Origin of the sequence: Gemmobacter nanjingensis, assembly GCF_014652195.1 — a bacterium.
Taxonomy (GTDB): domain Bacteria; phylum Pseudomonadota; class Alphaproteobacteria; order Rhodobacterales; family Rhodobacteraceae; genus Gemmobacter; species Gemmobacter caeni.
Genome location: NZ_BMYI01000010.1, coordinates 134,846 through 160,571, shown reverse-complemented (window position 1 = coordinate 160,571; position 25,726 = coordinate 134,846). Strand labels below are relative to the sequence as shown.

Genomic DNA, 25,726 nt, shown 5'->3' with positions numbered 1-25,726 from the left:
CCAAATTCGCAAACTACGCCATCTACGAACACTGCCTCCCCTTCAACGTCGCCCGCGCATACGACGAAGCAAAAGGCATCGACACTCCCAAAATCTGGACCGCAACCCGAGATCAACAAATGTGGAATGATCTCCAGGCGTGAAAATATAACGCGGGACGGTGTTCAGATCGCCGGATTGGCTACGGCGCGATGAAGCGCCGCAAGACCCTGATCCAGCGCTGCGCGCTCGGCCTCTGTCATGGCGCCAAGAATGGCATTCGCCCGTGCTTCGACCTGTGAAAAGGCGCGGGCGAAGGTGCTGCGGCCCAGCGGCGTGATGGTGTAGAGCCGCAGCCGCCGGTCCTCAGCCGGGATGGAGCGCAGGATCAGCCCCTTGTCCTCAAGCCGCTGGGTCGCGCGGCTGACCTGCACCTTGTCCAGGGTAGTGCGCCGGGCCAGTTCCAGCGAATTGATCTCTTCCGCGCCCTCGATCAGGAACAGAAGCCGCCATTCCTCCCGTGTGAGGCCATGGTCATGGCCATAGACCTCGACCAGTTGACGCGAAAACGCTTCGGCGACGACCGCCAGACGATAGGGAAAGAAGGATTCCAGTTGCATAGGCCGCCATACTGCTGATGTGCCTTCATTGCATATGTAATGAACCGGATCAAACGGTGCGTGCATCCTTGCCGCCGCGAAAACCGGCAGCGGAATCGTTCAAATTCGAAGTATTTCCGCTTTAAACCGCCATCCCCGTTTCGGTTCTGCGCAAATCGTCAGCGACCGAAACTGTGGCGCTGTTTTTTTGACCGGAATGCAGCAGCAGCGCAGCGACGGTTTTCTGCGGCGCGGCATCTGTCTTGCGTGCTCTGACACGGCTGCGGCTTATTCGTTCTGCGGCAGCACAGCGCAGGCGGGAACGACCGCGCACTGCCTCCGCAAAAGGAAAAGAAAAAAACGTCGGAACGGTTTTGTCGCGCCTGCTGTCAGGCGCGGCCCGATCCCGGCATGCAACGGGGAATGGATATGAATCTGACACGTCGCTCGCTTCTGGCCACAGCCGCCGCCGCCCTTGCCGCGCCGCTGACCGCGCCGCGTTTTGCCTTTGCGCAGGAAGGCCCGATCAGGATCGGCGTCCTGCATTCGCTGTCGGGGACCATGGCGATTTCTGAAACCACGCTGAAAGACACGATGCTGATGCTGATCGAGGAACAGAACGCCAAGGGCGGCGTGCTGGGCCGACAGCTTGAGGCGGTGGTGGTCGACCCGGCCTCGGACTGGCCGCTGTTCGCGGAGAAGGCCCGTGAGTTGCTGACGGTTTCGAAGGTCGATGTGATGTTCGGCTGCTGGACCTCCGTCAGCCGCAAATCGGTGCTGCCGGTCATCGAGGAACTGAACGGCCTGCTGTTCTACCCGGTGCAATACGAGGGCGAGGAATCGTCGAAGAACGTATTCTACACCGGCGCGGCGCCGAACCAGCAGGCGATTCCGGCGGTGGATTACTTCCTCAACGAGTTGGGGATCGAGAAATTCGCGCTTCTGGGTACCGATTACGTCTATCCGCGCACCACGAACAACATCCTTGAAAGCTATCTGAAGGCCAAGGGCATCGCGGCCGAAGATATCTTCGTCAACTATACCCCGTTCGGCCACAGCGACTGGTCAAAGATCGTGGCCGATGTGGTGGCGCTGGGGGCCGATGGCAAGAAGGTCGGCGTGGTTTCCACCATCAACGGTGACGCCAATATCGGTTTCTACAAGGAACTGGCCGCAGCGGGCGTCACCGCCGACAAGATCCCGGTCGTGGCCTTCTCGGTCGGCGAGGAAGAGCTTTCGGGGCTGGATACCACCAACCTCGTCGGCCATCTGGCAGCATGGAACTATTTCATGTCGGCCGATACGCCCGAGAACAAATCGTTCATCGAGGCGTGGCACAAGTTCATCAAGGACGACAAGCGTGTCACCAACGACCCGATGGAAGCGCATTATATCGGCTTCAACATGTGGGTGAATGCGGTGACAGCGGCGGGCACCACGGCGGTCGATCCGGTGATCGACGCCATGGTCGGACAGAAATTCCCCAACCTGACCGGCGGCATGGCCGAGATGCTGCCGAACCACCACCTGACCAAACCCGTGCTGATCGGCGAGATCCGCGCTGATGGCCAGTTCGACATCATCAGCCAGACCGAGCCGGTGTCCGGCGACGCCTGGACCGATTTCCTCCCGGAATCGGCGGTGCTGGAATCGGATTGGAAAGACCTGAAATGCGGCATGTATAACACCGAGACCAAGACCTGCGTGCAGCTGACCTCCAACTACTGATCTGATCCGCGAGGGGGGCCATGGCGCCCCTCGCCCTATCGAAGGGGTTGGAATGTTCCGTTTCCTGCTGCCGCTTGCCATGGCGGTCTGTCTTGCCTTGCCTACCCTTGCGCAGACCCTGCCCGAAGTGGTGGAGGCATCGCGCGCCCAGATCGAGAAACCCTCGCGCCAGACCGTTGGCCCGGTGATCGACGCCATCGCCTCGACCGGCGATCCGGCGGCGGCGGCGCTGTTGCAGGCCTGGGCCGACCGCAAGTTGGGGGTGCGCAAGGCCGATGGCGCGTTCTTCCTGCTGGAAAAGGCGCCGGAGGGCTGGGCGCTGACCGGACTGGACGGAGCTGCCGCCGGAACCGCGCCGACATCGGACATTACCGACCTCAAACCCAATGCCGGTGTGCGCGAACTGATCGGTGCGGCGCTTGTGCAGTTCACCCTGACCGACCCCGATCCGGCGCAGCGCACCCGTGCGCTGGACGCCATCGCCCGCTCGCCTGCCAAGGCGCAGCTCGCGCCCTTGCGTGCTTCGATCGAGGATGAGGCCGACCCGGGGCTGAAAGCCCGGAAGGAACGCCTCGCCACTTTCCTGACCCTGCAATTCGGAGACGACAGTGCGACCCGCGTCGTCGCCATCGAAAGCCTTGCAGGCGATACCGCACTGGACGTGCGCGCCGCGCTGAACCCGCTGCTGGTCACCAGCCGCAAGGTCGCCGTGGCGCTACCGCAGGGCGTGAACATCGCGGCTACCCTGACACCGGGCAAGGACATCCCGCGCGAGGCCGCCTATGACCTGCTGGTCGGTGCCGGCCTCGCCCCCGCGCGCCTTACGCTGGCCGATCAGAAGGCCGCGCTGGCCGCCCATCTGGAAAACGGGGCTGTCGGTGGCGTGCCGCTGGCCGAACTGGCCAGCCAGCAGCTTCGTGACGCGGCCTATGAGGCGCTGGAGAAATCGGGCCAGGTGCCCGCCGCCGCTACTGATGCCGAGGTCGCTGCCGCGCTGGAGGCGCATGTGTTCTACGATCAATATGCAGAACCCGACCCGGCCGTCACCGATGCGGCCCGACGGACTCTTGCTAGTATCGAAACCCGCGTGGGCTTGATGACAGCCGCCGATCTGGGGCTCGATGCGCTCTCGCTCGCCTCGATCTATTTCCTCGCCGCCATCGGTCTCGCTATCACCTTCGGCGTGATGCGGGTCATCAACATGGCCCATGGCGAGTTCATCATGATGGGCGCCTATACCGGCTATGTCGTGCAACAGATGATCCCGAATTACACCGTCTCGATCCTTGTCGCGCTTCCGCTGGCCTTCGCGGTGACCTTCGCGGCGGGCGTGGCGATGGAACGGCTGGTGATCCGTCACCTCTACAAACGCCCGCTGGAGACGCTGCTTGCGACCTTCGGTATCTCCATCGCGCTGCAACAGATCGCCAAGAACATCTTCGGCACTCAGGCCCGGCCGCTGACCGCGCCTGCCTGGCTGGACGGTGCGCTCAGCTTCAACGACATCGTGTCGATCAGCTATATCCGGGTCGCCATCTTCCTGCTGGCGCTGCTGTTCCTCGGCTTCTTCCTCTGGCTGATGAAACGCACCCGGCTGGGGCTGGAGGTGCGCGCCGTGACGCAGAACCCGGCCATGGCCGCCAGCATGGGCATCGACCCCGACCGCATCAACATGCTGACCTTCGGGATCGGCTCGGGCATCGCCGGGATCGCGGGCGTCGCCATCGGGCTTTTCGCCAAGGTCACCTCGGAGCTTGGCTCGGATTATATCGTGCAAAGCTTCATGACAGTCGTGGTGGGTGGGGTCGGCAATATCTGGGGGGCGCTGGCGGGCGCCGCCATGATCGGCGGCTTCCAGAAGGTGATCGAGTGGCTGAACCCCTCGAACACGCTGGCGGCGCAGACCTACATGATCCTGTTCATCATCCTGTTCATCCAGTTCCGCCCTCGCGGCATCATCGCCCTCAAGGGCCGCGCGGCAGGAGATTGAGCCGATGTTCAGACCGCCGCTGTCCTTCCCTTCATCTTGGCCCAAATATCCCACGGGGGCGCGGGGGTGTGAAACCCCCGCCGCAACGCCGGAGGCCCCGCAATGACCCGGACATTCCTTGCCCGCAACCCCTCGACCCTGTGGTTCCTGCTGGTGCTGGCGCTGTTCACCCTTGGCGTCACCGTTCTGGCCGAGGGCTTTGGCATCGGCCTCATCCCCACCGCCTTCGTCAAGGTGCTGGGCAAGACCTTATGTCTCTGCCTCGTCGCCCTGGCGATGGATCTGATCTGGGGATACACCGGCATCCTTTCGCTGGGCCACATGGCCTTCTTCGCCCTTGGCGGCTACATGACCGGCATGTGGCTGATGTATGCCCGCACCGAGGAGATCGTGGTGCAGGCGCTGGCCGGATCGCCCATCCCGCCCACGCCCGAAGAGGTGGCGCAGGGGGTTGCCACACAGATCTTCGGCGTGGTCGGCGGCTCTGACCTGCCCGTGGTCTGGAGCTTCGCCCACAGCGCCTTCCTGCAATTGCCATTGGTATTGATCGTGCCGGGCGTTCTGGCGCTGATCTTCGGCTGGCTGGCGTTCCGGGCGCGGGTGAACGGGGTTTACCTGTCGATCCTGACACAGGCCATGACGCTGGCGCTGGCGCTTTACCTGTTCCAGAACGACAGTGGGTTGCGCGGCAATAACGGGCTTTCAGGGCTGCAAAATCTGCCTGGCCTCGCCGATGTGCCACAATCCACGCTGTCGATCCTGTTCTTCCTCGCCTCGGCCCTGTTGCTGGCGGCGGGGTATCTGTTGCTGGCCTGGGTCACCTCGGGCAAGTTCGGCAGTGCCTTGCGCGCGATCCGCGACGATGAACAGCGGCTGCGTTTCCTTGGCTACCCGGTCGAGGGTTACAAGCTGTTTGTCTTTACCCTGACCGCCATGGTCGCCGCCGTGGCGGGTGCTTTCTATTACCCGCAGGCGGGCATCATCAACCCGGCCGAGCTTGCGCCCATCGCCTCGATCTACCTCGCCGTCTGGGTCGCCATTGGCGGGCGCGGACGGCTTTATGGGGCGGTGATCGGGGCGGCCTTCGTCTCGTTGTTGTCCTCGTGGTTCACCGGGGGCATGGCGCCCGCCATTCCGCTCGGGTTCTACACAATCAAATGGGTGGACTGGTGGACGGTGCTTCTCGGCCTCGCCTTCGTGCTGGTGACGCTGTTCGCGCCACGCGGGATCGGCGGGCTGTTCGACTGGCTGCCCAGCCCGCGCCGCCATGGCGCCCAGCTTGGCCCCGATGACGGCGCACTGCGCGAGAAGGAGGCCGACGCATGACCACCATCGCCCCCGCCCGCACGACCTCGCTGCTGGAGGTTTCCGGCGTCTCGGTCACCTTCGACGGCTTCCGCGCCATCAACAATCTGTCCTTCGCCATCGGCCCGCAGGAACTGCGCGCAGTGATCGGCCCGAATGGCGCGGGCAAGACCACCTTCATGGACATCGTGACCGGCAAGACCCGGCCGGACGAAGGCACGGTTGTCTTCGGGGATGTGCCCCGCTCATTGCTGCGGATGTCCGAGGCGCAGATCGCGCGCGCAGGCGTCGGCCGCAAGTTCCAGCGCCCCACGGTGTTCGAGGATCAGAGCGTTTCCGAAAACCTGATGTTGGCGCTGAAGGCGGCGCGCACGCCCTGGCGGGTGCTGTTCTGGCGCGAAACGGCGAAAGACCGTGTCCGCGTGGCGGAGCTTGCAGCACAGGTGGGCCTTGCCGATCACCTGTCCCGCAAGGCGGGCGAGCTGTCCCATGGCCAGAAGCAATGGCTGGAAATCGCCATGCTGCTGGCACAGGAACCGCGCCTGCTGCTGGTCGATGAACCTGCGGCGGGGATGAGCTTTCTGGAGCGCGAGCAGACCACCGCGCTGCTGGTCGAACTGGCGAAAACCCGCGCCGTCGTCGTGGTGGAGCATGACATGGAGTTCATCCGGCGGCTGAACTGCAAGGTCACGGTGCTGCACGAAGGCTCGGTTTTGGCCGAGGGCAGCCTGGATCACGTCACCAAGAATCCGCAAGTCATCGAAGTCTATCTGGGGCGCTGAACATGCTGACAACCGAAGGGCTGACCCTGCATTACGGCGGCAGCCAGATCCTGAACGGCATCGACCTTGAGGCGAAGGCTGGTGTGGTGACCTGCGTCATGGGCACCAATGGCGTAGGCAAGACCTCGCTTCTGAAGGCGCTGGCCGGAACGCATCCGCGCTCCGGTGGCAGGCTCACGCTGGATGGCGAGGTGCTGCCGGTCCTGCCCGCGCAACATATGGCGCGGCGCGGACTGGCGGTGGTTCCGCAGGGGCGGATGATCTTTCCGCTGCTGACTGTGCGCGAGAACCTCGAAACCGGCTTTTCGCTGCTGCCGAAGGCCGATCACAAGGTGCACGACGAAATCTATGACCTGTTCCCGGTGCTGAAGGATATGGGCCACAGGCGCGGCGGCGATCTGTCGGGCGGGCAGCAGCAACAGCTTGCCATCGCGCGGGCGATGATCATGCGTCCCAAGGTGCTGTTGCTGGACGAACCGACCGAGGGCATCCAGCCCAATATCATCCAGCAGATCGGCCGCGTGATCGAATATCTGAAGGCCAAGGGCAATATGGCCATCATTCTGGTCGAACAGTATTTCGATTTTGCCTTCGATCTGGGCGACCAGTTCTATGTGCTCAAACGCGGCGCGGTGAACCTGTCGCATCCGAAAGAGGGCCTGACGCGCGAGGCGCTGCAAGCCGCGCTGAGCATCTGATTACGTCCCCAGCGCGTATTGGCGCAGCCGGTCGTAATGTGGCAGCGCCGCCTCGACCAGCCGCGCATATTCGGGCGCAAGGTCGGGCAGCGGGCCTTCCGGGGCATCAAAGCCGGTGGAGGCATGGACTGCATTATACCAATGCGGCGCCCATGCCCCGTCAAAGGGCTTCGGCCCCGCAGGCCAGCGCAGCATGCTTTCGGTGAACGGAATGTCCAGGGCCGCACAAAGGGCATGCAGGCTGACAGTCGGGTTGGCGCGGATATCCTCGCTGTCCACCACCACCGGCGCCGCGCCGGTCAAGTCAGCCACCTGATCAAACAGTTCCCCTTGCTGGACAAAGCCGATGTCGGCCAGCGTCGGGCTTTCGCGCTTCCTGGAGTAGCTTGCCACCACCCGCGCCGGATGGCGGATCAGGAACACATTGGTCAGCCCGCGCAGAAAGCCCCGATCAAAGCCGGGGATCATATGAAGCGTCATATGCTTTTGATACCACAGCGGTTTTCCGTCAGGGTTTGGCCCCGGACAGGCAGCGGCGACCTTTGCCGGATCGGCCTCGCCCGCCGCGATCACCTCGGCCGACATCGGATGGTCTATGCCGGTCGCGGCCAGATAGGCGGCATAGAAGGGTTCATCCCACACCGCGCAATCCCCACGCGCGGCGAAAGCATACATCATGGCGGTCGAAAGATTGCGCGGGCCGCTCCACATCGCGATTTTCATGGTGCTGACCGTCATGCCAGCACGAGTTGCTTGTAAAGGCCGCGCAGGCGTTCCGTCATTGGCCCCATCTTGCCGCTGCCGATCTGCCGCCCGTCGATGCTGCCGACCGGGGTTTGCGCGCCGAAAGTGCCGGTCAGGAAGGCCTCATCCGCCGAATAGGTGTCGACGAGGCTGAAATTCCGCTCGAACACCGGGATGCCATTGGCGCGGCACAGGTCGATCACCTTGCGGCGGGTGATGCCGTTCATGCAGTAATCACCTGTTGAGGTCCAAACCTCGCCCTTCTTCACGATGAAGAAGTTGCAGGCATTGGTCGTGTTCACAAAGCCATGCACGTCCAGCATCAGCGCCTCGTCCGCGCCGGCCTTCTGCGCCGCGATACAGGCAAGAATGCAGTTCAGCTTGGAATGCGAGTTCAGCTTCGGGTCTTGCGTCATCGGCAGCCCGCGCAGATGCGGCACGGTGGCCAGCGTGATCGGGCGCGGGATTTTGGGGCGCGAGTGCTCCATGATGATGGTGACGGTCGGCCCCTGCTGCGACAGCTGCGGATGCTGGAAGGGGCGGGTCTTCACCCCGCGCGTCACCATCAGCCGCGCATGAGCGTCGGTGGTCATGCCATTCGCTGCCTGGGTGTCGCGCAGCGCCTGTTCCAGTTCGGCTGCGGTCATCCTGATATCAAGGTCGATGGCCTTCGCCGCCTCGAACAGCCGGTCAAGGTGCTCGTCCAGAAAGGCCCAGCGGCCCTCGTAAAGCCGCATCCCTTCCCATACGCCGTCGCCCATCATGAAACCGGAATCGTACACTGAAACCAGTGCTTCGGCCTTGGGCACGATCCGGCCATTCAGGAACAGCATCAGGTTTTCGTTGCGGGCGTCCTCTTCCGCCTGGTGGGTGGAAACGTGTTCGGTCATGGCGCCCTCCTGTTCGCGGCCCACGCTAGGGCCGCACCGGGCGGGGTTCAAGATGCGACGCTCACGCAGGCTTGTGTTGTGCCGGGGTGTGGTTGGGGCGAGCCTGTTGCGGGATGCAACAGGAGGGTGCGATGCGGCGGATCTATGCAATTCTGGTGCTGGCCGTGGCCCTGACCGGCGGTGCGGCGGTGGGAGTGGCCCGCGCGGCGGAGGAAAAGGCGCTGGTCGCCGGGGGCTGTTTCTGGTGCGTCGAAGCCGATTTCGAAGGCGTCAAAGGCGTGAAATCCGTGGTGTCGGGTTATAGCGGCGGCAAGGTGCAGAACCCGAGTTACAAGCAGGTCTCTGCCGGGGGTACCGGCCATTACGAGGCGGCCGAGATCACCTTTGACAACAGCGTCATCAGCTATCACGACCTGATTGCGCTGTTCCTGCGGTCAGTTGATGTCACCGACGCGGGCGGGCAGTTCTGCGACCGGGGCGACAGCTATCGCACAGCGATTTTCGCGCGGGGCGCGGCGCAGAAGGCGGCGGCGGAGCAGGCGGTGGCCGAGGCTCAGGCCGCGCTTGGGCAGGAGATCGTGACGCCGGTCCTCAAAGCCGGGCAGTTCTGGCCAGCCGAGGAATATCATCAGGATTACTATCGCTCGTCCGACATCGTGCTGACGCGCGCCGGACCGAAGCAGAAGAAAAATGCCTACAAATTCTATCGCAAGGCCTGTGGCCGTGATGAGCGGGTGAAGGCGCTGTGGGGCCAGATGGCCTTCCGGCCCTGAGGGTCAGACGGTGCGCAGGCCCTGAGTGCCCAGTCGTTGCACATTGTCGCGGGTCCGGTCGCGCACTGGCGCAAGCGCAGCCATGGCCACCTGACCGGCGCCTTGCCCGCCCATCAGCGCCTGCCCGGCGGCGGCCAGCGATTGCAGCGCCGCTTCGGCTTTTTCCTGCACCATTCGCACGGGCTCGTCCGAGGTCACATTCCACAGGCCAGCCATTCCCCAAAGCCGCATGGCAACAACCATCTGCGCCTCGGCCAGCATGAGGCCGGTTTCCATCGACAGCAGCGTCGCCTCTTCCGGGGTAAAGAACATCATCGGCCTCCGGTTGCACGGCTTTCCGCAAGCCGTCACATCAGAATGACTGCATGGGATCCGGGTGCAAGCATTACGCTAGGTTAATTGCACGAAAGTCTTAATCCTGGATACCGCATTTCAGCCCCTCCAGCACCGCATCCTCGGCACTGCGCGGGGTCAGCGCGTCACCGATGATCTCGACCCGACCCGGCCAACCGGCGAGCGCCGCGGCCAGATCACGGTTGCTGTCATGGCCCTGCGCCAGCACCAGCGTGTCCACCGCCTCCGCCACGATGGCATCGCCGCTGGCGGAATGCGTGAAATAAACACTGTCCGAATCCGCTCCGAACAGGCGGGCATAGGGCCGGATTTCAACCCCCAGGCGATGCAGACGCGCGGCCATTTCATCGCGCACATAGAAGGGCAGGGTTTCGCCGGGCGCGATGCCTTCAACAAACAGACGTACCGAACAGCCGTCCCGGGCGAGCTTTTCCGCCAGCCCCATCCCGATCCAGTCGCCGCGCCAGTCCGCGATCGCCACGCGGCTGCCCGGATTGTCCTCGCCACGGAGCACGGCCCAGGCGTCAAGCACATGCGCGCCCTCGGTCTCGATGGCAGGCGCGCGCGGGCGGGCGCCGGTGGCGAGGATCACCCGGTCGGGCGCCTCCGCTGCCACCAGTTCTGCCGTGACGGGGGTATTCAGCCGCAGGGTCACACCTGCCTCGCGTACCTCTCGCAGAAGATTGGTGACAATGCCGCCAAACTCTGCCCGGCCCGGCAGAAGCTGCGCCAGAAGGGCCTGCCCACCCGCCTGCGGCCCGGCCTCGCAGAGTGTGACCGCATGGCCGCGCGCCGCCAGCACGGCCGCAGCCTTGAGCCCGGCAGGACCGGCGCCTGCGATCAGGATGCGCCGGGGCGTCGCGGTCCGGGTCTTGCGGGGGGCCAGCGTGGTTTCCCGCCCGCTTTCCGGGAACTGGATACAGGAGATCGGATAGCCCCGGTGGAAATGCCCGATGCAGGCCTGATTGCAGCCGATGCATGCCCGGATGCGATCCGGCGCGCCTGCCCGTGCCTTGGCAGGCATCTCCGGGTCGCAGATCATCGCGCGGGTCATGCCGCACAGATCGGCGTGACCTGCGGCAAGGATGGCCTCGGCCTCCTGCGGCTGGTTGATGCGACCCGTCACGATCACCGGGCGCCCGACGGCTGCCTTCACCTGCGCCGCCAGCGGCGCGGTATAGCCCGCCGCATAGAACATCGGCGGCACGATGTGGATGGCCCCCGACAGCGAGGCCGAATTGCCCGCCGTAACATGGAAGCAATCGACCAGGCCCGCCGTATCAAGGTGCCGACAGACCGCGACGGTTTCTGACTGGTCAAGCGCCTCGACATCGCGCTCGTCGCCACTCAGCCGCAGGCTGATCGCGAAATCCGGCCTGGTGGCGTGGCGGATCGCCGCGGCGATCTCGACCAGAAACCGCATCCGGTTCGCCAGCGGACCGCCATAGTCATCGTCCCGCAGATTGACCGCGGGGTTAAGGAACTGCGCCGGAAGATACCCGTGCGAGGCGACGATTTCACACCCGTCGAACCCCGCGCGCTGCAATCTTGCCGCGCTGTCGGCATAACCCTGCACGATCTCGGAAATCAGGCTGAGGCTCAGGGGGATCGGCATAACCCGAAAGCGCGAATTGGGCACGGCCGAAGGGGCATAGGCGATCGCGGCGGTGCCATCATCGGTTTCCATGATCTCGCGGCCGGGGTGGAACAACTGCCCGAAAATTCGCGTGCCATGCGCCTGCACCGCCTGCGCCAGCCGGGTATATCCCGGAATCGCGTCATCCGATGTCGCCATCAGCATATGCGAGGTGTATCGCGCGGTCTCATGCACGCCCGAAACCTGCACCACGATCAACCCCGCCCCGCCTTCGGCCCGCGCCTGATGATAGGCGATCAGGCGGTCGGTGACATGACCCTCTTCGGCCATCACCGTATCGTGCCCGGTGGAAACGATCCGGTTTGCCAGCTCGATGCTGCCGATGCGAACGGGGGAGAAGAGTTTGGCGAACATGGCGGACTCCGGCTGTGTCGGGGCCAGCATCGGCGAGCGTTCGTCGCCGGGCAAGTCCGCCCCCGACATCAGGGAAAAGATTTGCGGGGCGCTCGTCTCTTCTGCAAGTTGAGTCAGGGACAGCCCGGTTACTGCACGATGAACTCGGCATGGAGGGCCCCGGCCGCGTTGATGCTTTTCAGAATGTCGATCATGTCATGCGGCGCCACGCCCAAAGCGTTCAGTCCCGAAACGACGGATGACAGGCTGGTGCCCTCGGTCAGTTCGGCAAGGCCCGTGCCCGGCGCCTTGGTCACGGATGCCTGGCTTCGGGGCACCACCACGGTTTCCCCCTGGCTGAAAGGGTTGGGCTGCACCACAACCGGCGCCTCCTCGACCGTCAGGGTCAGGTTGCCCTGCGCCACCGCGACGCTGCTGATGCGCACATCCGCCCCCATGACAATGGTGCCCGATCGCTGATCGACGATTACCCGGGCGCGGGTTTCGGGTTGCACCAGCAGGTTCTCCAGCCTGCCGATCACATGCGCGGGCGAGTCCATGCGTGTGCGCTCCAGATCAAGTGCGACCGTACCCGCATCTGTCATCACGGCGACGGTTCGGCCGAATTCGCGATTGATGACGCTTTCAATCCGCGCCGCCGTGGTGAAATCCGGCTGCCGCAGGGCCAGCCGGATCGCACTGATCGAGGTGAAATCGAATTCAACCTCGCGTTCGACCCTTGCGCCGGAGGGGATGACCCCGGCGGTCGGCACGCCCTGCACGACCCGCGCCGCCTGCCCCTCGGCAGCAACACCCCCGGCGATGATCGTGCCCTGCGCCACGGCGTAGATCTCGCCGTCGGCCCCATTCAGCGGCGTCATGATCAATGTGCCGCCCAGCAGGCTTTTGGCATCCCCGATGGCCGAAACGGTCACGTCAATGCGCCCGCCCGAACGCGCGAAGGGTGGCAGGGAGGCTGTCACGAAAACGGCGGCAACATTCTTGGGGCGAAACTCCTCGCCCGTAACGTTGACGCCCAGCCGCTCCAGAAGGTTGGCCATGATTTCTTCGGTAAAGGGGGCATTTCGGATGCCGTCGCCGGTGCCGTTCAGCCCGACGACAAGGCCATAGCCCACCAGATCGTTGCCGCGCACCCCGTCAAACTCGACCAGATCCTTGATGCGGATCGGTGCGGCATGCAGTGGCGAGGCTAGCAGGATCAGCAATAGCAGGAGCCGTATCATCCAAGGTAATCCGCAAGGCTGAGGCCGGAAAGGCGGGCCGTGAGTGTATAGATGAGCTGGAGCTGCGTTTCGGCCTCCTGCACGCGGCTTGCAGCCTCGAAGGGATCGGCTGCCCTGATCTGGCTTTCCGCGAATTTCAGGGCCGTCATTTCCGCCGCATTCCGGGTTTGCGCATCGGCAATCCGCTGCTCGGTGATGCCGAGGTCGGCGGCCAGCGCGGCCCGTGCCCCGCTGCTGCCAATCAGCGTGTCACCTGCGGCGGCCAGCATGGCGGCCTTGTCGTCGATACCCGGTCCTGGCAGATCGCGACCTGCGAGTGCGGCAAGAGCCAGCCCCTTCAGCGTGTCCCGTATCCCGTCGGACAAGGCGGTCGGTGTCAGCCGGGCCGTTTCTCCCTGTGCGATGGTCACAGGCTCCAGCGCGGCACCGCCACGCCAAGCTGCGGTTTCAAAGCCGCCGCCGGGGCCGAACCAGGTGTCGAGCCGGTCACGCAGGTCAGCCACCGACGTGGCACCTTGCGCGACTTCTGCAACCTGATTCAGCAGGCTGGCGCTATCGGGCAGGGGCGAATGATCCGTCGCCACGCCGCCGAACAACGCCCGTCCGTCGAGCGAGGTGTTCAGATACCCGACCGCCGCAAGGAAGGCTGCCTCTCCCTCCCCGCTCACCGCTGCGAATGTCGCAGATTGCCGGGCAGAGGCGGCGGACAACAGCTGTGGCCCCAGTTCGATGGCCCGGTTGTCGATGGCCTCCAGCGCCGATTGCATGGCGCCGGACCAGAGTTGCATCTCGGATGTCACCGAGGCGAGGGTCTCCAGCCGGGCAAGGGAGGCCGAGATCGCGTTCAATGGCCCCAGATCGCCGTCGGTTCGCCTGGCAATATCGGTGATAAGGCCGGTGGTCATTTCCTGCGTGTGCAGGGCCAGATCCGCCTTCACCTGCCCCATGTGACGCCGCAACATGAAGCTTTGCGCCATGTCGCCCAAGGATACGAGGCTCATCTATATCTCCATCAGCCGGGCCAGAAGATCATCCAGCACCTGAAGGACGCGCGCATTGGCCGACCAGGTGTTTTCGATGGTCAGAAGCGATTGCATTTCCTGATCGGTGTCCACACCGCCAGCCAGTTCCTGCTCTTGCAGGGCGCTGGCGCGGGCGGCTGCGAAGCTTTGCGCAGAGTCGGCGGACAGGCGTGCCGCCGCAGCGTCGGATGTCAGGTCCGACACGCGGGTTGCAAGACTGCGGGCGCCCGATGGCAGCGCGGGCGAACTGGCCGGGAGCGCGGCCGTCATCGCAGCATGAAGTGCGTTGAGCCTCGTGGCATCGCCGGCCGGACCCGGGGAGGGTGCGCCGAGCCCATCGCGCAGCCGCCACGTTGCCCCGTCCAGCGCTGCATTCACCGCCAGGCGCGTTGCCAACCCTGTCTCCTCCCCGGAGAAACCGGCCTGCGCATCGGTGAACAGGCCAGGAGCGTCGGGGGGCAGACTGTCATCCAGCCCCGAAAACCGCTCGATCAGGTCGCGGGCCAGCCCGTCAAGGCTTGCCTGCGCGGCGGGGGCGCTTTCATCGCGGATGGCGAATTGCGCCGCCAGACCGCCGCCATCAATGAAACTGCCGGGACCCGTCGCGATGGCCCGTCCGTTCAGCGTCAGCCCGGAAAGTGCGCCATTTTCCTGCGTCATGTCGGCGGTCACCACCGGATGCGGCGTGAAGCCGAAAACGGAGGGGGATCCTTCCAGCAAGGATGCCCCGCCCGGTGTGAACAGCGCAACTGCGCCATCGGCGCGCGCCACTTCGCGGATGGGCAGGAGTTCTGCAACGGAATCGATCTGCTGCTGGCGCAGGTCCAGCAATGCGGACGTGTCCTGCCCGGCAATGCTGCCGATCTGGATGCGCGTGTTCAGATCGGCGATTTGCGCCAGGGCATCGTTCAGCCTCCCGACCTGGGATGCAATGCGTGAATCAGCGGTGGCGCGGGCTGTCTGGATTGTGGCGCTGGCGGCCCCGAGATGGTTGGTCAAGGCTGCGGCGGCATCGACAACTGCGCCAAGCCGCACATCAGAATCCGGCCTGCCCGCCGCGGCCAGCAGGGCGCTGTCGAGCGCATTGACGCGGGCCGACAGTGAGCTTGACGTATCGGCGGTTCCCACGGCGTGTTCGGCCACGGCCAGAAAGGCTGCTCGCGCGGATGCCCCTGCTTCCCCCGCTTGTGCCATGCGGCGTTCGCTCAGAAGATGCATGTCTGCGGTGCGCAGGATGGCGACAAGCCGTACCCCCTGGCCCCCGGTTTCGCGCGCTGCAAGTTCTGCCGTACGGCGAACGTAGCCGGGGGTCATTGCGTTGGCGACATTGGAGGAAACCAGCTCGGCCATCCGGGCGCTGACGGTCAGACCCGAAAGGGTCGCATTCATGGCGGAGGAAAGGCTCATGGCGGGTTACCGTTTGATATTGGTGGTTTCCTGCAACATTTCGTCCACGGTCTGAATCACCTTGGCATTGGACGAATAGGCGCGCTGGGTCTGGATCAGGTTGGTCAATTCCCCGGCGACATCGGTGGTCGACCCTTCCCGCGCGTAGCCCGCGACCGAGCCAGTCGGCCCGTCCCCCGCATCCCAGAGGAAGAACGACCCGGAATCGGGCGAAATGCCGTAGGTCTGGTCGTTGTAGGAGGTCAGGCCGTTCAGATTGGGCACGTCAACCAGCGGGATCTGGTACAGCGTGCGGGTAAAGCCCGTGTCATAGGTGGCCCGCAGCATGCCGTTCTGATCGACCTCCACCTCCATCAAATTGCCGACGGGCGAGCCGTTCTTGACGATGGAGGTCGGCGCGAAATTGTCGGAAAGCTGGGTCAGCCCCGTCGCATCCCCGAGCTTGCCGATGCTCAGTTCCAGCGGCCCGCCCGCGACCGTCAGATTGATTGCGCCGGTCGCGGGGTCATATGCGCCACCCGAAACAGCGCTGACCGAGGCCAGTGTGCCGCCATTGGCGCGGCTGTCGTCGAAGGTGAGCGTATATTCCCCGATCACCGCGCCGTCTTGCGCGGAATCGGTGATCGTCATGGTCCATTGGTTGGAGCGCCCGCCGGTGCCCGGCGTCGGGGTGAAGGTGATGTCCAGCGATTCCGAGGTGCCGAGATTGCCGAAATATTCCACCGAAAGCGGCAGCGGATCGCCCGGGGCGCTTTCGTCAGTTGCTGTGGCGGGCAGGTTCACGCCAAGTCGCACGGCGGTCGTCGGGTCGCCCGCCTGCTGGTTGGTGTTGACCACCACCGGAGAGAGGCCCGACATGGCATCGCGTGGCATCACCGGAATTGTGCCGTCGGCATTGGCGGGCCAGCCCAGCAGCACGAGGCCCGAGGCGGTGCGCAGCACACCGTTTTCATCGGGGCGGAATGCGCCCGTTGTCGTCATCAGCAGCTCGCCCTGACTGCCGCCCATGTTCACGGACCGCATTACGGGCAGCATCCCCCGCCCGGATACCGCGAGGTCCAGCGCGCTTGCGGTAGAAACCAGCGACCCGCGTTCGTCGATCAGTCGCGAGGCATTCGCCCGAACGCCACCGGCAGAATAGCTGCCCGCGTTTTGCGCCCCGCTGAGCACGAGCGACTCAAACTCCGTCCAGGCGCGTTTATAGCCATAGGTGCCGGAATTGGCGATGTTGTCGGAAATGGAGGCCAGGCGGCTGGCATTCGCGTTCAGCCCGGCCACCCCGGCATTCAGGGCAGAGGAAATGGTCATCGGAGAGGGCACCTTTCTGCGTGTCGATTCCACTTGCAGAAAGACCCTGCGCTCTCGCGCTTAACATTGCCCTAATGCGGCACAGGCGACTTTGCTATCTGTCCCGCCGCAACAGAACCACCTCAACCCGGTTGTTCCGGTTTGCCATGGGATCGGCGGTTACCGGCTTGCGGTCGGCGTGGCCGGTGATGCGCCGCAATCGCGAGGCGGGCACACCGGCGGATTGCAGCAATCCGCGCAGGGCATCGGCGCGGGCGGCCGAAAGCTCCCACATCGGATTGCGTGCCAAAGCCATGGGATAAGAGCGGACATGGCCATTCACCGCGAGTTCGTTGCTGGTGATGTCCAGAACCTCTGCCAGCATCGTCGCAATCTCGCGCAGAACCGGCTCTGGCCTGGCAGAATCGGGGGCGAAAAGGGCGGCGTGGTCCAGATCGAAAATCTCGATCACCAGACCTTCGTCGGTGACGCGGGTGACGACATGGCGCAAAGCCCGCTGCATCGTCATGCTTTCGCCGCTGAACGCGGTCAGATGCTTGTCGATCTCGGTCTTGATTTCATGCAGTTCACCCGCCCCGCCCTCGCCGGTTTCCGAAGGCGAGCGTCCGCCCGCCAATCCGGTGCCAGAGCGCGCACGCGCGTCTTGCGAAAAGGGAGAATCTCCCCCCAATACATCGACCCCACCCCCTGAAGGCGAGATTGAGGCGGTCGGGGCGAAGTAATCCGCCACACCCTTGCGCTGTTCTTCAGTCGTCGCGCCCAGCAGCCACATCAGCAGGAAAAACGCCATCATGGCGGTCACGAAATCGGCATAGGCGACTTTCCACGCCCCCCCGTGGTGACCATCGCCCCCGACGATCTTTTTCCGTTTGATGATGACTGGCGCGGCAGAATTCTTGCCGGCCATCACACACCCATCCTTTTACACCCATGCCCAGACTAGCCCGGCGGGGTGAACTGGCGGTTAAAGGATAAAAGGCGCGGGATATTCCGGCTCAGACCCCGTGCAGCACCAGTGCCAGGCCCTGACCGACACCGACGCAGAGCGTGGCCAGCGCGGTCTTACCGCCGGTTTCCGCCAGTTGCCGTGCGGCGGAAAGGGCAATACGTGCGCCGGACATGCCAAGGGGATGCCCCATGGCGATGGCCCCGCCGTAGCGGTTCACCTGCGGCGCATCGTCGGGCAGACCCCATTGCCGCAGGCAGGCGAGCGCCTGCGCGGCGAAGGCCTCGTTCAGCTCGATCACGTCGCAATCGGCGGGGCGCAGGCCGGTGCGGGCGGTGATGCGTTCAACGGCTGCAACCGGGCCGATGCCCATGATACGCGGCGCGACGCCTGCGCTGGCGGCGGCACCGATTCGGGCCAGCGGGGTCAGGCCATGCGCTTTCACCGCCGCTTCCGAGGCCAGAAGCAGCGCACAGGCGCCGTCATTCACGCCCGAGGCATTGCCTGCCGTCACGCTGCCCCCCTGGCGGAAGGGCGTGGGCAAGGCGGCGAGCTTCTCCAGCGTCGTCGCACGGGGGTGTTCATCCCCGGCCACCACCGTATCGCCCTTGCGGCCCGGAATGGTGACCGGCGCGATGTCGCCTGCATGCCATGCGGCATCGTAGCGGCTTTGGCTGCGCAGGGCGAAAGCGTCCTGATCGTCGCGGGACACACCGAAATCGGCGGCGACATTCTCTGCGGTCTCGGGCATCGACTCGACGCCGAATTCCGCCGCCATGCGCTTGTGGATAAAGCGCCAGCCGATCGTCGTGTCATAAACCGCATTCGAGCGCGAAAACGCGCTGTCCGCCTTGGGCATGACGAAGGGCGCGCGGCTCATGCTTTCGACGCCTCCCGCGATCACTAGATCAGCGGCGCCGGTGGCTATGGAACGGGCGCCGAGGATGACAGCATCCAGCCCCGAGGCGCACAACCTGTTCACAGTGACGCCCGGCACGCTTTCGGGCAGGCCGGACAGCAGGACAGCCATACGCGCGACGTTGCGATTGTCCTCGCCCGCCTGATTGGCGCAGCCGAGGATCACCTCGTCCACCGGCAGGTCATGCCCCGCCAGCGCGGCGGTGATGGCATGGGCCGCCAGATCGTCGGGCCGCACCGCCGACAGGCTGCCAGCGTAGCGGCCGATGGGTGTGCGTTTGCCGGAGCAGAGATAAACGGCGGTCATGCAAGGGCCTCCAGCGCGGGGGATGCGTCATAGCGGGGTTTCAGCGCGTCGGGCGCGGCGGCGCGCAGGCGGGCGAGTTCGGCCCGGATCGCGGACAGGCCATGGACACGCGCGCTTTCAAACGGGCCGCGCGGGAAGTTCAGCCCCAGTTTCAGCGCAGTGTCGATGCCCGCCATATCGGTGCCGCCTTCGGCCAGCAGTGTCGCGGCCTCGTTGGCCAGCATCGCCTCAATCCGCAGGACAATCGCCGCCGCATCGGCAGGGGCAGGCGGGAGCGGGTCGGGGTGGAGGAATCCCCGACCCGTCTTGCGGCCAAGATGGCCGCTTTCCACCTGCGCACGCAGCGCGGGGAACACTTGATAACGCGGGCTTTCCCCCATCGCGGCCAGCAAGCTTTCGGTGGCGGCAAGATTGATGTCGGCCCCTACAAGGTCGATCAGCTGGAACGGCCCCAGCCGATAGCCTGCCGCGACCATGGCCGCGTCAATCTCGCCTGCGCTGCGACCTTCGTCCAGCAGGGCCAGCGCCTCGCCGTAATAGGGCCGGGCGCAGCGGTTGACGATGAAGCCGGGCGTGTCAGCGCAGGGGATAACGGTCTTGCCGGTCGCTTCGGTCAACCGGCGGGCGGTTTCGGCTGCGCCGGGCGTGGTGCCGGGCAGGGTGATGAACTCCACCAGCTTCATCACCGGCGCGGGGTTGAAGAAATGCAGCCCGACCAGACGGCCCGGATCGGTCAGGCCAACCGCAATCGCCCCCACGGACAGCGACGAGGTATTGGTGGCCAGAACCGCGTCGGAAATCCGTTCAACTTCTGCGAAAAGCGTCTGCTTGGCGTCAATCTTTTCGGCAATCGCCTCGATGATCAGCGCACAGGGGGCGAGGTCGGCCATATCGCAGACCGTGATCCGGTCCAGCAGCGCCTCCATCTCTGCCGCGGGCATCTTGCCCGAGGCGACGCGCGGCGCCAGACCGTCGCGCAGGCGCTGCATGGCGCTTTCACGCGCGGGCGCCCAGGCATCTGTCACGCGTACTTCGTGGCCCGCCGTCGCGTAAACCTGCGCGATACCAAGCCCCATGACGCCCAGACCGACAACTCCGATCACTGCCATTCTCGCCCTCCTGCTTTGATCCCATGCTGAGCCTTTGGCAAAAAGATTTCAAGTCAGAAATTTCAAGCTTGAAATAACGGCGCGACGGTGGCAGCATGATTGCAAGGAACGCGAAAACCGCGGGAGGTTTACGATGAAAGTGCTCTGCCTTGGGGGCGGCCCGGCCGGTCTCTATTTCGCCATCTCGATGAAGCTGCGCGACCCGTCGCATCAGGTGACGGTGCTTGAACGCAACAAGGCCAACGATACCTTCGGCTGGGGTGTTGTGCTGTCGGATGACGCGCTGGGCCGGATGCAGAAGAACGACCCCAAATCGACCGAGGCGATCCGGTCGAACTTTGCCTATTGGGATGATATCGCCACGATCCATAACGGCGTGCGCACCGTGTCGGGCGGGCACGGGTTCGCCGGGATCGGCCGCAAGGCGATGCTGGTTCTGTTGCAGGAACGGGCGCGCGAACTGGGCGTGGATCTGCAGTTCGAGACCGAGTTCAAGGCAGCCGAGGAATATCGCAAGGAATATGACATCGTCGTCGGCTGCGACGGCATCAATTCCGTTGTGCGGCGGGAATATCAGGCCGAGTTCAAGCCCGATATCGACGTGCGCAAATGCAAGTTCATCTGGCTGGGCACGCATCAGAAATTTGACGACGCTTTCACCTTCATCTTCGAGAAGACGAAGCATGGCTGGGTCTGGGCGCACGTCTACCAGTTTGACGACAAGACCGCGACCTTCATCGTCGAAACCCTGCCCGAGACCTGGGATAAATGGGGTTTCGAGACGATGAGCAAGGAAGAGATCATCGAGACCTGCCGCCAGATCTTTGCCGCGCATCTGGGCGGACACGAGCTGATGTCGAACGCCAATCACCTGCGCGGCTCGGCGGTGTGGATGCAGTTCCCCCGCGTGATCTGCGAAAAGTGGTATCACGAAAACGTCGTCCTGATGGGCGATGCGGCGGCGACCGGGCATTTCTCGATCGGCTCCGGCTCGCGTCTGGCTTTCGACAGCGCCATTGCGCTGGCCGAATATCTGCACAGCGAGCCGACGCTGGAACGCGCCTTTGCCCGCTATCAGGACGAACGCCGCGTCGAGGTACTGCGCCTGCAATCGGCGGCGCGCAACAGCCTTGAATGGTTCGAGGAGGTCGAGCGTTACCTCGACATGCACCCGACCCAGTTCGCCTATTCGCTGCTGACCCGCAGTCAGCGCATCAGCCACGAAAACCTGCGCCTGCGCGATCCGAAATGGCTGGCCTCGGCTGAAGACTGGTTCCAGGAGCAGGCGGGGGGCGAAAAAGGCCGCCGCCCGATGTTCGCGCCCTTCAGGCTGCGGGACATGACGCTGAAGAACCGCATCGTGATGTCGCCCATGGCGCAATACAAAGCGGTGGATGGCTGCCCGACCGACTGGCACTTCACCCATTACGCCGAACGCGCCAAGGGTGGTGCTGCGCTGATCTATACCGAGATGACCTGCGTCTCGGCCTCGGGCCGCATCACCCCTGGCTGCCCCGGTCTTTACAAGCCGGAACACGAGGCGGCGTGGAAACGACTGGCCGATTTCATCCATGCGGAAACCACGGCGAAGCTGTGCATCCAGATCGGCCATGCCGGGCGCAAGGCTTCGACCTGCGTGCCGTGGGATGGCGGGATCGACAAGCCGCTGCCCTCGGGCAACTGGGAGATCATCGCCGCCTCGGCCATCCCCTACCGCCCCGAGAACCAGACCCCCCGCGCCATGACCCGTGCCGATATGGACGAGGTGAAGGCGCAGTTCGTGGCCTCGGCTCAGATGGCCGACCGCGCAGGCGTCGACATGATCGAGATGCACGCGGCGCATGGCTATCTTCTGGCCACCTTCATCAGCCCCGTGACCAACAAGCGCGAGGACGACTACGGTGGCAGCCTTGAAAACCGCATGCGCTATCCGCTGGAAGTGTTCGAGGCGATGCGCGCGGTCTGGCCTGCCGGCAAGCCGATGTCGGTGCGGATCAGTGCTCATGACTGGATCGACGGCGGCGTGACACCGACCGAGGCGCTGGAAATCGCCCGCATGTTCCGTGCGGCGGGGGCCGACATCATCGACGTCTCCTCGGGTCAGACCGACCCGGCGGAAAAGCCGGTCTATGGCCGGATGTTCCAGACCCCGTTCTCGGACCGCATCCGCAACGAGGCGGGCATGCCCACCATGACCGTCGGCAATATCTCGGACTGGGATCAGGTGAACGGCATCCTCATGGCGGGTCGGGCCGATCTGGTCTGTCTGGCGCGGATGCATCTGGCGAACCCCTACTGGACGCTGCATGCTGCGGTCGAGCAGGGCGATACCGCCGCCGAATGGCCGGCGCCCTACAAGGGCGGGCGCGATCTGCTGTATCGCCTGCGCGAGCGCCAGCAGGAAACCATCCGGGTCTGAGGAGACGGGCATGAGCATCGAGGGCAAGCGCGTTCTGATCACCGGCGGCGGCACCGGCGTGGGGGCCGACCTTGCGCGCGGCTTCGCGGCGGCGGGTGCCGAAGTGGTGATCGCCGGGCGCCGCCTTGCCCCGCTGGAAGATGTGGCCGCGCGGGTCGGTGCCCGCGCGGTGACGGCCGATGTGACGGATGAGGAGTCGGTTGCGGCGATGTTTGCCGCTACCGGTCCCTGCGACATTGTCATCGCCAATGCGGGCGCTGCCGAAAGCGCGCCCTTGGGCCGCACGACGCTGGCGCAATGGAACGCCATGATGGCGGTCAACCTGACCGGCGTGTTCCTGACCTTCCGTGCGGGCCTTGGTCAGATGAAAAGCTGGGGGCGGCTGATCGCCGTCGCCTCCACCGCCGGGCTGAAGGGCTATGCCTATGTCGCGCCTTATGCGGCGGCGAAGCACGGGGTGGTCGGCCTGACCCGCAGCCTCGCGCTGGAAGTGGCAAGGAAGCCGGTGACGGTGAACGCGCTTTGCCCCGGTTTTCTGGATACCGAGATGACCGAGCGCTCGGTCGCCAATATCATGGACAAGACCGGGATGGATGCGGCGGCGGCGCGTTCCTCGCTGGAGGCGACAAACCCGCAAAAACGGCTGATTCAGCCCGCCGAAGTGACCGCTGCGGCACTTTGGCTCTGTGCAAACGGTTCCGAGGGGATAAACGGTCAGGCAATTGCGATTGCCGGAGGAGAGACATGACCGACCCTGCGAAGCCCGATCCCCTGTCGAAACGCCGCCTGAAAAGCTGGATCCGCCTCCTGGGCGTGACCCGCGCCGCCGAAAACCACCTGCGCGAATTCCTGCGGGTGAACCATGACACCACGCTGCCGCGCTTTGACGTGATGGCCGCGCTCTGGCGTCGCCGCGAGGGTGTCACCATGAGCGAGTTGAGCCGCATGCTGCTGGTGTCGAACGGCAATGCAACGGCGGTGGTGGACCGGCTGGAAAAGGACGGGCTGGCGAAACGCACGCAAAGCGCCACCGACCGGCGCACCGTTTATGTGGCCCTCACCGAAGAGGGCCTGCGCCAGTTCGAGCAACTGGCAACAGATCACGAGGGCGAGGTGAACAAGCTGTTCGCCAGCCTCACCGAAGACGACCTCGATGCGCTGACAGAAATCCTGAAGCGCGCGGGGCAGAGGGGAGAGACGGCATGACCGAGCTGGAACTGGCGGGGCTGAAGCCCGAACATTTTCTGTGGGAGGTAAAGGACCGCATTGCGACGGTTCGGCTGAACCGCCCTGACCGCAAGAACCCGCTGACCTTCGACAGCTACGCCGAGCTGCGCGATACGTTCCGCAAGCTGGTTTATGCGACCGATGTGGATGTGGTGGTCTTTGCCTCGAACGGCGGCAATTTCTGCTCTGGCGGCGATGTGCATGACATCATCGGTCCGCTGGTCGGCATGGACATGAAGCAGCTTCTGGCCTTCACCCGCATGACCGGCGATCTGGTCAAGGCGATGATCGGCTGCGGCAAGCCAATCATTTCGGCGGTGGACGGCATCTGCGTTGGGGCTGGCGCGATCATCGCCATGGCCTCGGACCTGCGGATCGCCACGGCCGAGGCGAAGTGTGCCTTCCTGTTCACACGCGTCGGTCTGGCGGGCTGCGACATGGGCGCCTGCGCCATGCTGCCGCGCATCATCGGGCAGGGTCGTGCAGCGGAGCTGCTGTATACCGGCCGGGTGATGACTGCCGAGGAAGGCGCCGCCTGGGGCTTCTGGAACGCCCTGCATGGCGCCGAGTCGCTGGAGGCCGAGGCGCAGAAGCTCGCCACCCGCATCGCCGCCGGGCCGACCTTTGCCCATGGCATCACCAAGACCCAGCTGAACCAGGAATGGAACATGGGGCTGGAGCAGGCCATCGAGGCCGAGGCGCAGGCGCAGGCTATCTGCATGCAGACCCGCGATTTCGAGCGGGCCTATCACGCCTTCGTCGCGAAGGAAAAGCCGGTGTTTCAGGGCGATTGAGTGCGGACCGGGGGTTTCACACCCCCGGACCCCCGTGGGATATTTGAGGACAGAAAATGGCAGACCGGACTTTCCTTTCCTGGCCCTTCTTTGAAGACCGTCACCGCGAGCTGGCGGAAGCGGTTGACGCATGGGCGGGGGCGCATCTGCCGGTGGATCATGGCGATGCCGATGCGGCCTGTCGCGGTCTGGTGGCCAGTCTGGGCGCGGCGGGGTTCCTGCGCCATAGCGGCGCGGCCGAGGGCGAGGTGCTGGATGTCCGCTCGCTTTGCCTGATCCGCGAGACGCTGGCACGGCATGATGGTCTGGCGGATTTCGCCTTTGCGATGCAGGGGCTGGGCATGGGCGCCGTCAGTCTGTTTGGCAGCCCTGAACAGCGGGCCTGGCTGGACCGGACCCGGGCGGGCAAGGCGATTTCGGCCTTCGCGCTGACCGAGCCGGGTTCCGGGTCGGACGTGGCGCATACCGCGACGACGGCAGAGCGTGTGCCGGGCGGGTTCCGGCTGAGTGGCGAGAAGACCTATATCTCCAACGGCGGGATCGCCGATGTCTATGTGATCTTCGCCCGCACGGGCGAGGCACCGGGCGCGCGCGGGTTGTCGGCCTTTCTGATGCCGGCCGATGTCGCAGGGCTGGAAATCCTTGACCGGATCGACGTGATCGCGCCGCATCCGCTGGCGCATCTGCGGCTGAACGACGTGTTCCTGCCGGACAGCGCGCTGATCGGGCAAGCCGGATCGGGCTTCAAGATCGCCATGTCGGTGCTGGATGTGTTCCGCTCTACCGTCGGGGCGGCGGCGCTGGGCTTTGCCCGCCGCGCGCTGGATGAGGCGCTGGCGCGGGTGCAGGTGCCGCGCGTCAGTGGCGGGACGCTGGCTGATTACCAGATGGTGCAGGGCCATATCGCCGATATGGCGCTGGAGGTTGATGCCGCAGCGCTGCTGATCTATCGCGCGGCCTGGACCAAGGACAGCGGTGCCGCACGGGTCAGCCGCGAGGCGGCCATGGCCAAGCTTTACGCCACCGAGGCGGCGCAGCGGGTCATCGACACCGCGCTGCAACTGCATGGCGGCGATGGCGTGCGGCACGGGTTCGCGGTGGAAAGCCTTTACCGCGAGATCCGGGCGCTGCGCATCTATGAAGGCGCGACAGACGTGCAGAAAGTGGTCATCGCGCGCTCGGTTCTTGGCTGA

General features: G+C 64.8%; 23 protein-coding genes and 1 pseudogene. 12 read left to right on the top strand and 12 right to left on the bottom strand.

All coding sequences use genetic code 11. The annotated features are described in order from the left end of the window. Positions 1-143 (top strand): annotated as a pseudogene (locus IE126_RS25970) (MBL fold metallo-hydrolase); the annotation flags it as partial. Positions 144-164: 21 nt separating this feature from the next. Here IE126_RS25970 and IE126_RS16295 read toward each other — a convergent pair. Next, positions 165-599 (bottom strand): MarR family winged helix-turn-helix transcriptional regulator, encoded by a 435-nt coding sequence (locus tag IE126_RS16295; RefSeq protein ID WP_054304357.1) that lies wholly within the window; start codon positions 597-599, stop codon positions 165-167. Positions 600-1,007: 408 nt separating this feature from the next. Between IE126_RS16295 and urtA the strand changes: the two genes are divergently transcribed. The 5 genes from urtA (at position 1,008) to urtE (ending at position 7,081) form a co-directional block, all read left to right on the top strand. Then, a complete protein-coding gene (gene urtA / locus IE126_RS16290; protein WP_189381612.1) occupies positions 1,008-2,306 on the top strand; it encodes an urea ABC transporter substrate-binding protein in 1,299 nt (432 codons plus the stop codon). A 52-nt stretch (positions 2,307-2,358) separates the two neighbouring features. Beyond that, positions 2,359-4,296, top strand: coding sequence for an urea ABC transporter permease subunit UrtB (gene urtB / locus IE126_RS16285; protein ID WP_189381611.1), 1,938 nt, complete (start codon positions 2,359-2,361; stop codon positions 4,294-4,296). 102 nt (positions 4,297-4,398) lie between these two features. Further along, positions 4,399-5,622 carry an urea ABC transporter permease subunit UrtC gene (gene urtC / locus IE126_RS16280; protein ID WP_189381610.1) on the top strand — a complete coding sequence of 408 codons (1,224 nt, stop codon included), beginning with the start codon at positions 4,399-4,401 and terminating at the stop codon, positions 5,620-5,622. Beyond that, complete coding sequence (urtD, locus tag IE126_RS16275; protein ID WP_189381609.1) at positions 5,619-6,383, top strand: urea ABC transporter ATP-binding protein UrtD; 765 nt, start codon at positions 5,619-5,621, stop codon at positions 6,381-6,383. Before urtC ends, urtD begins: the two co-directional genes overlap by 4 nt. A 2-nt stretch (positions 6,384-6,385) precedes the next feature. Then, the gene (urtE, locus tag IE126_RS16270) at positions 6,386-7,081 is read left to right on the top strand and encodes an urea ABC transporter ATP-binding subunit UrtE (RefSeq protein ID WP_189381608.1); all 696 of its coding nucleotides are present in this window, start codon (positions 6,386-6,388) and stop codon (positions 7,079-7,081) included. Here the strand turns inward: urtE and IE126_RS16265 are convergent, their stop codons facing one another. Both IE126_RS16265 and IE126_RS16260 read right to left on the bottom strand, forming a co-directional pair. Next, complete coding sequence (locus tag IE126_RS16265; protein ID WP_229825583.1) at positions 7,082-7,804, bottom strand: sulfotransferase-like domain-containing protein; 723 nt, start codon at positions 7,802-7,804, stop codon at positions 7,082-7,084. It abuts the gene before it with no gap. An 11-nt stretch (positions 7,805-7,815) separates the two neighbouring features. Next, complete coding sequence (locus tag IE126_RS16260; RefSeq protein WP_054304352.1) at positions 7,816-8,715, bottom strand: D-amino acid aminotransferase; 900 nt, start codon at positions 8,713-8,715, stop codon at positions 7,816-7,818. Positions 8,716-8,846: 131 nt separating this feature from the next. Between IE126_RS16260 and msrA the strand changes: the two genes are divergently transcribed. After that, complete coding sequence (gene msrA, locus IE126_RS16255) at positions 8,847-9,488, top strand: peptide-methionine (S)-S-oxide reductase MsrA (RefSeq protein ID WP_189381607.1); 642 nt, start codon at positions 8,847-8,849, stop codon at positions 9,486-9,488. 3 nt (positions 9,489-9,491) lie between these two features. Here msrA and IE126_RS16250 read toward each other — a convergent pair whose 3' ends face one another. The 9 genes from IE126_RS16250 to IE126_RS16210 form a co-directional block, all read right to left on the bottom strand. Further along, the gene (locus IE126_RS16250) at positions 9,492-9,803 is read right to left on the bottom strand and encodes an antibiotic ABC transporter (protein ID WP_108129773.1); all 312 of its coding nucleotides are present in this window, start codon (positions 9,801-9,803) and stop codon (positions 9,492-9,494) included. A 97-nt stretch (positions 9,804-9,900) separates the two neighbouring features. Further along, a complete protein-coding gene (locus IE126_RS16245; RefSeq protein WP_189381606.1) occupies positions 9,901-11,853 on the bottom strand; it encodes an oxidoreductase in 1,953 nt (650 codons plus the stop codon). 128 nt (positions 11,854-11,981) lie between these two features. Next, positions 11,982-13,076: a flagellar basal body P-ring protein FlgI gene (locus tag IE126_RS16240; RefSeq protein WP_082401127.1), complete on the bottom strand. Its 1,095-nt coding sequence runs from the start codon at positions 13,074-13,076 to the stop codon at positions 11,982-11,984. Next, on the bottom strand, positions 13,073-14,077 hold the full coding sequence (locus tag IE126_RS16235) for a flagellin (protein ID WP_189381605.1): 1,005 nt from the start codon (positions 14,075-14,077) through the stop codon (positions 13,073-13,075). The genes IE126_RS16240 and IE126_RS16235 overlap by 4 nt, the downstream gene beginning before the upstream one ends. Continuing rightward, a complete protein-coding gene (gene flgK / locus IE126_RS16230; RefSeq protein WP_189381604.1) occupies positions 14,078-15,505 on the bottom strand; it encodes a flagellar hook-associated protein FlgK in 1,428 nt (475 codons plus the stop codon). It abuts the gene before it with no gap. A gap of 6 nt (positions 15,506-15,511) precedes the next feature. After that, positions 15,512-16,813: a flagellar hook protein FlgE gene (locus IE126_RS16225; protein WP_054304347.1), complete on the bottom strand. Its 1,302-nt coding sequence runs from the start codon at positions 16,811-16,813 to the stop codon at positions 15,512-15,514. 94 nt (positions 16,814-16,907) lie between these two features. Continuing rightward, entirely contained in the window at positions 16,908-17,720 is an 813-nt protein-coding gene (locus IE126_RS16220; RefSeq protein ID WP_189381603.1) for a flagellar motor protein MotB, read from the bottom strand. Between the two features lie 88 nt (positions 17,721-17,808). After that, entirely contained in the window at positions 17,809-18,984 is a 1,176-nt protein-coding gene (locus IE126_RS16215; protein WP_189381602.1) for an acetyl-CoA C-acyltransferase, read from the bottom strand. Next, a complete protein-coding gene (locus IE126_RS16210; protein WP_189381601.1) occupies positions 18,981-20,093 on the bottom strand; it encodes a 3-hydroxyacyl-CoA dehydrogenase in 1,113 nt (370 codons plus the stop codon). The genes IE126_RS16215 and IE126_RS16210 overlap by 4 nt, the downstream gene beginning before the upstream one ends. A gap of 133 nt (positions 20,094-20,226) precedes the next feature. Between IE126_RS16210 and IE126_RS16205 the strand changes: the two genes are divergently transcribed. Genes IE126_RS16205 through IE126_RS16185 form a run of 5 tightly spaced genes read left to right on the top strand, consistent with a single transcriptional unit; the run spans position 20,227 to position 25,726 of the window. Further along, positions 20,227-22,512, top strand: a complete 2,286-nt coding sequence (locus tag IE126_RS16205; protein ID WP_189381600.1) for a bifunctional salicylyl-CoA 5-hydroxylase/oxidoreductase — start codon at positions 20,227-20,229, stop codon at positions 22,510-22,512. A gap of 10 nt (positions 22,513-22,522) precedes the next feature. Continuing rightward, positions 22,523-23,260, top strand: a complete 738-nt coding sequence (locus IE126_RS16200) for an SDR family NAD(P)-dependent oxidoreductase (protein WP_189381599.1) — start codon at positions 22,523-22,525, stop codon at positions 23,258-23,260. Next, complete coding sequence (locus IE126_RS16195; protein WP_054304341.1) at positions 23,257-23,718, top strand: MarR family winged helix-turn-helix transcriptional regulator; 462 nt, start codon at positions 23,257-23,259, stop codon at positions 23,716-23,718. The genes IE126_RS16200 and IE126_RS16195 overlap by 4 nt, the downstream gene beginning before the upstream one ends. Further along, positions 23,715-24,533, top strand: a complete 819-nt coding sequence (locus IE126_RS16190) for an enoyl-CoA hydratase family protein (protein ID WP_189381598.1) — start codon at positions 23,715-23,717, stop codon at positions 24,531-24,533. Before IE126_RS16195 ends, IE126_RS16190 begins: the two co-directional genes overlap by 4 nt. Positions 24,534-24,589: 56 nt before the next feature. Continuing rightward, positions 24,590-25,726, top strand: coding sequence for an acyl-CoA dehydrogenase family protein (locus tag IE126_RS16185; protein WP_108129781.1), 1,137 nt, complete (start codon positions 24,590-24,592; stop codon positions 25,724-25,726).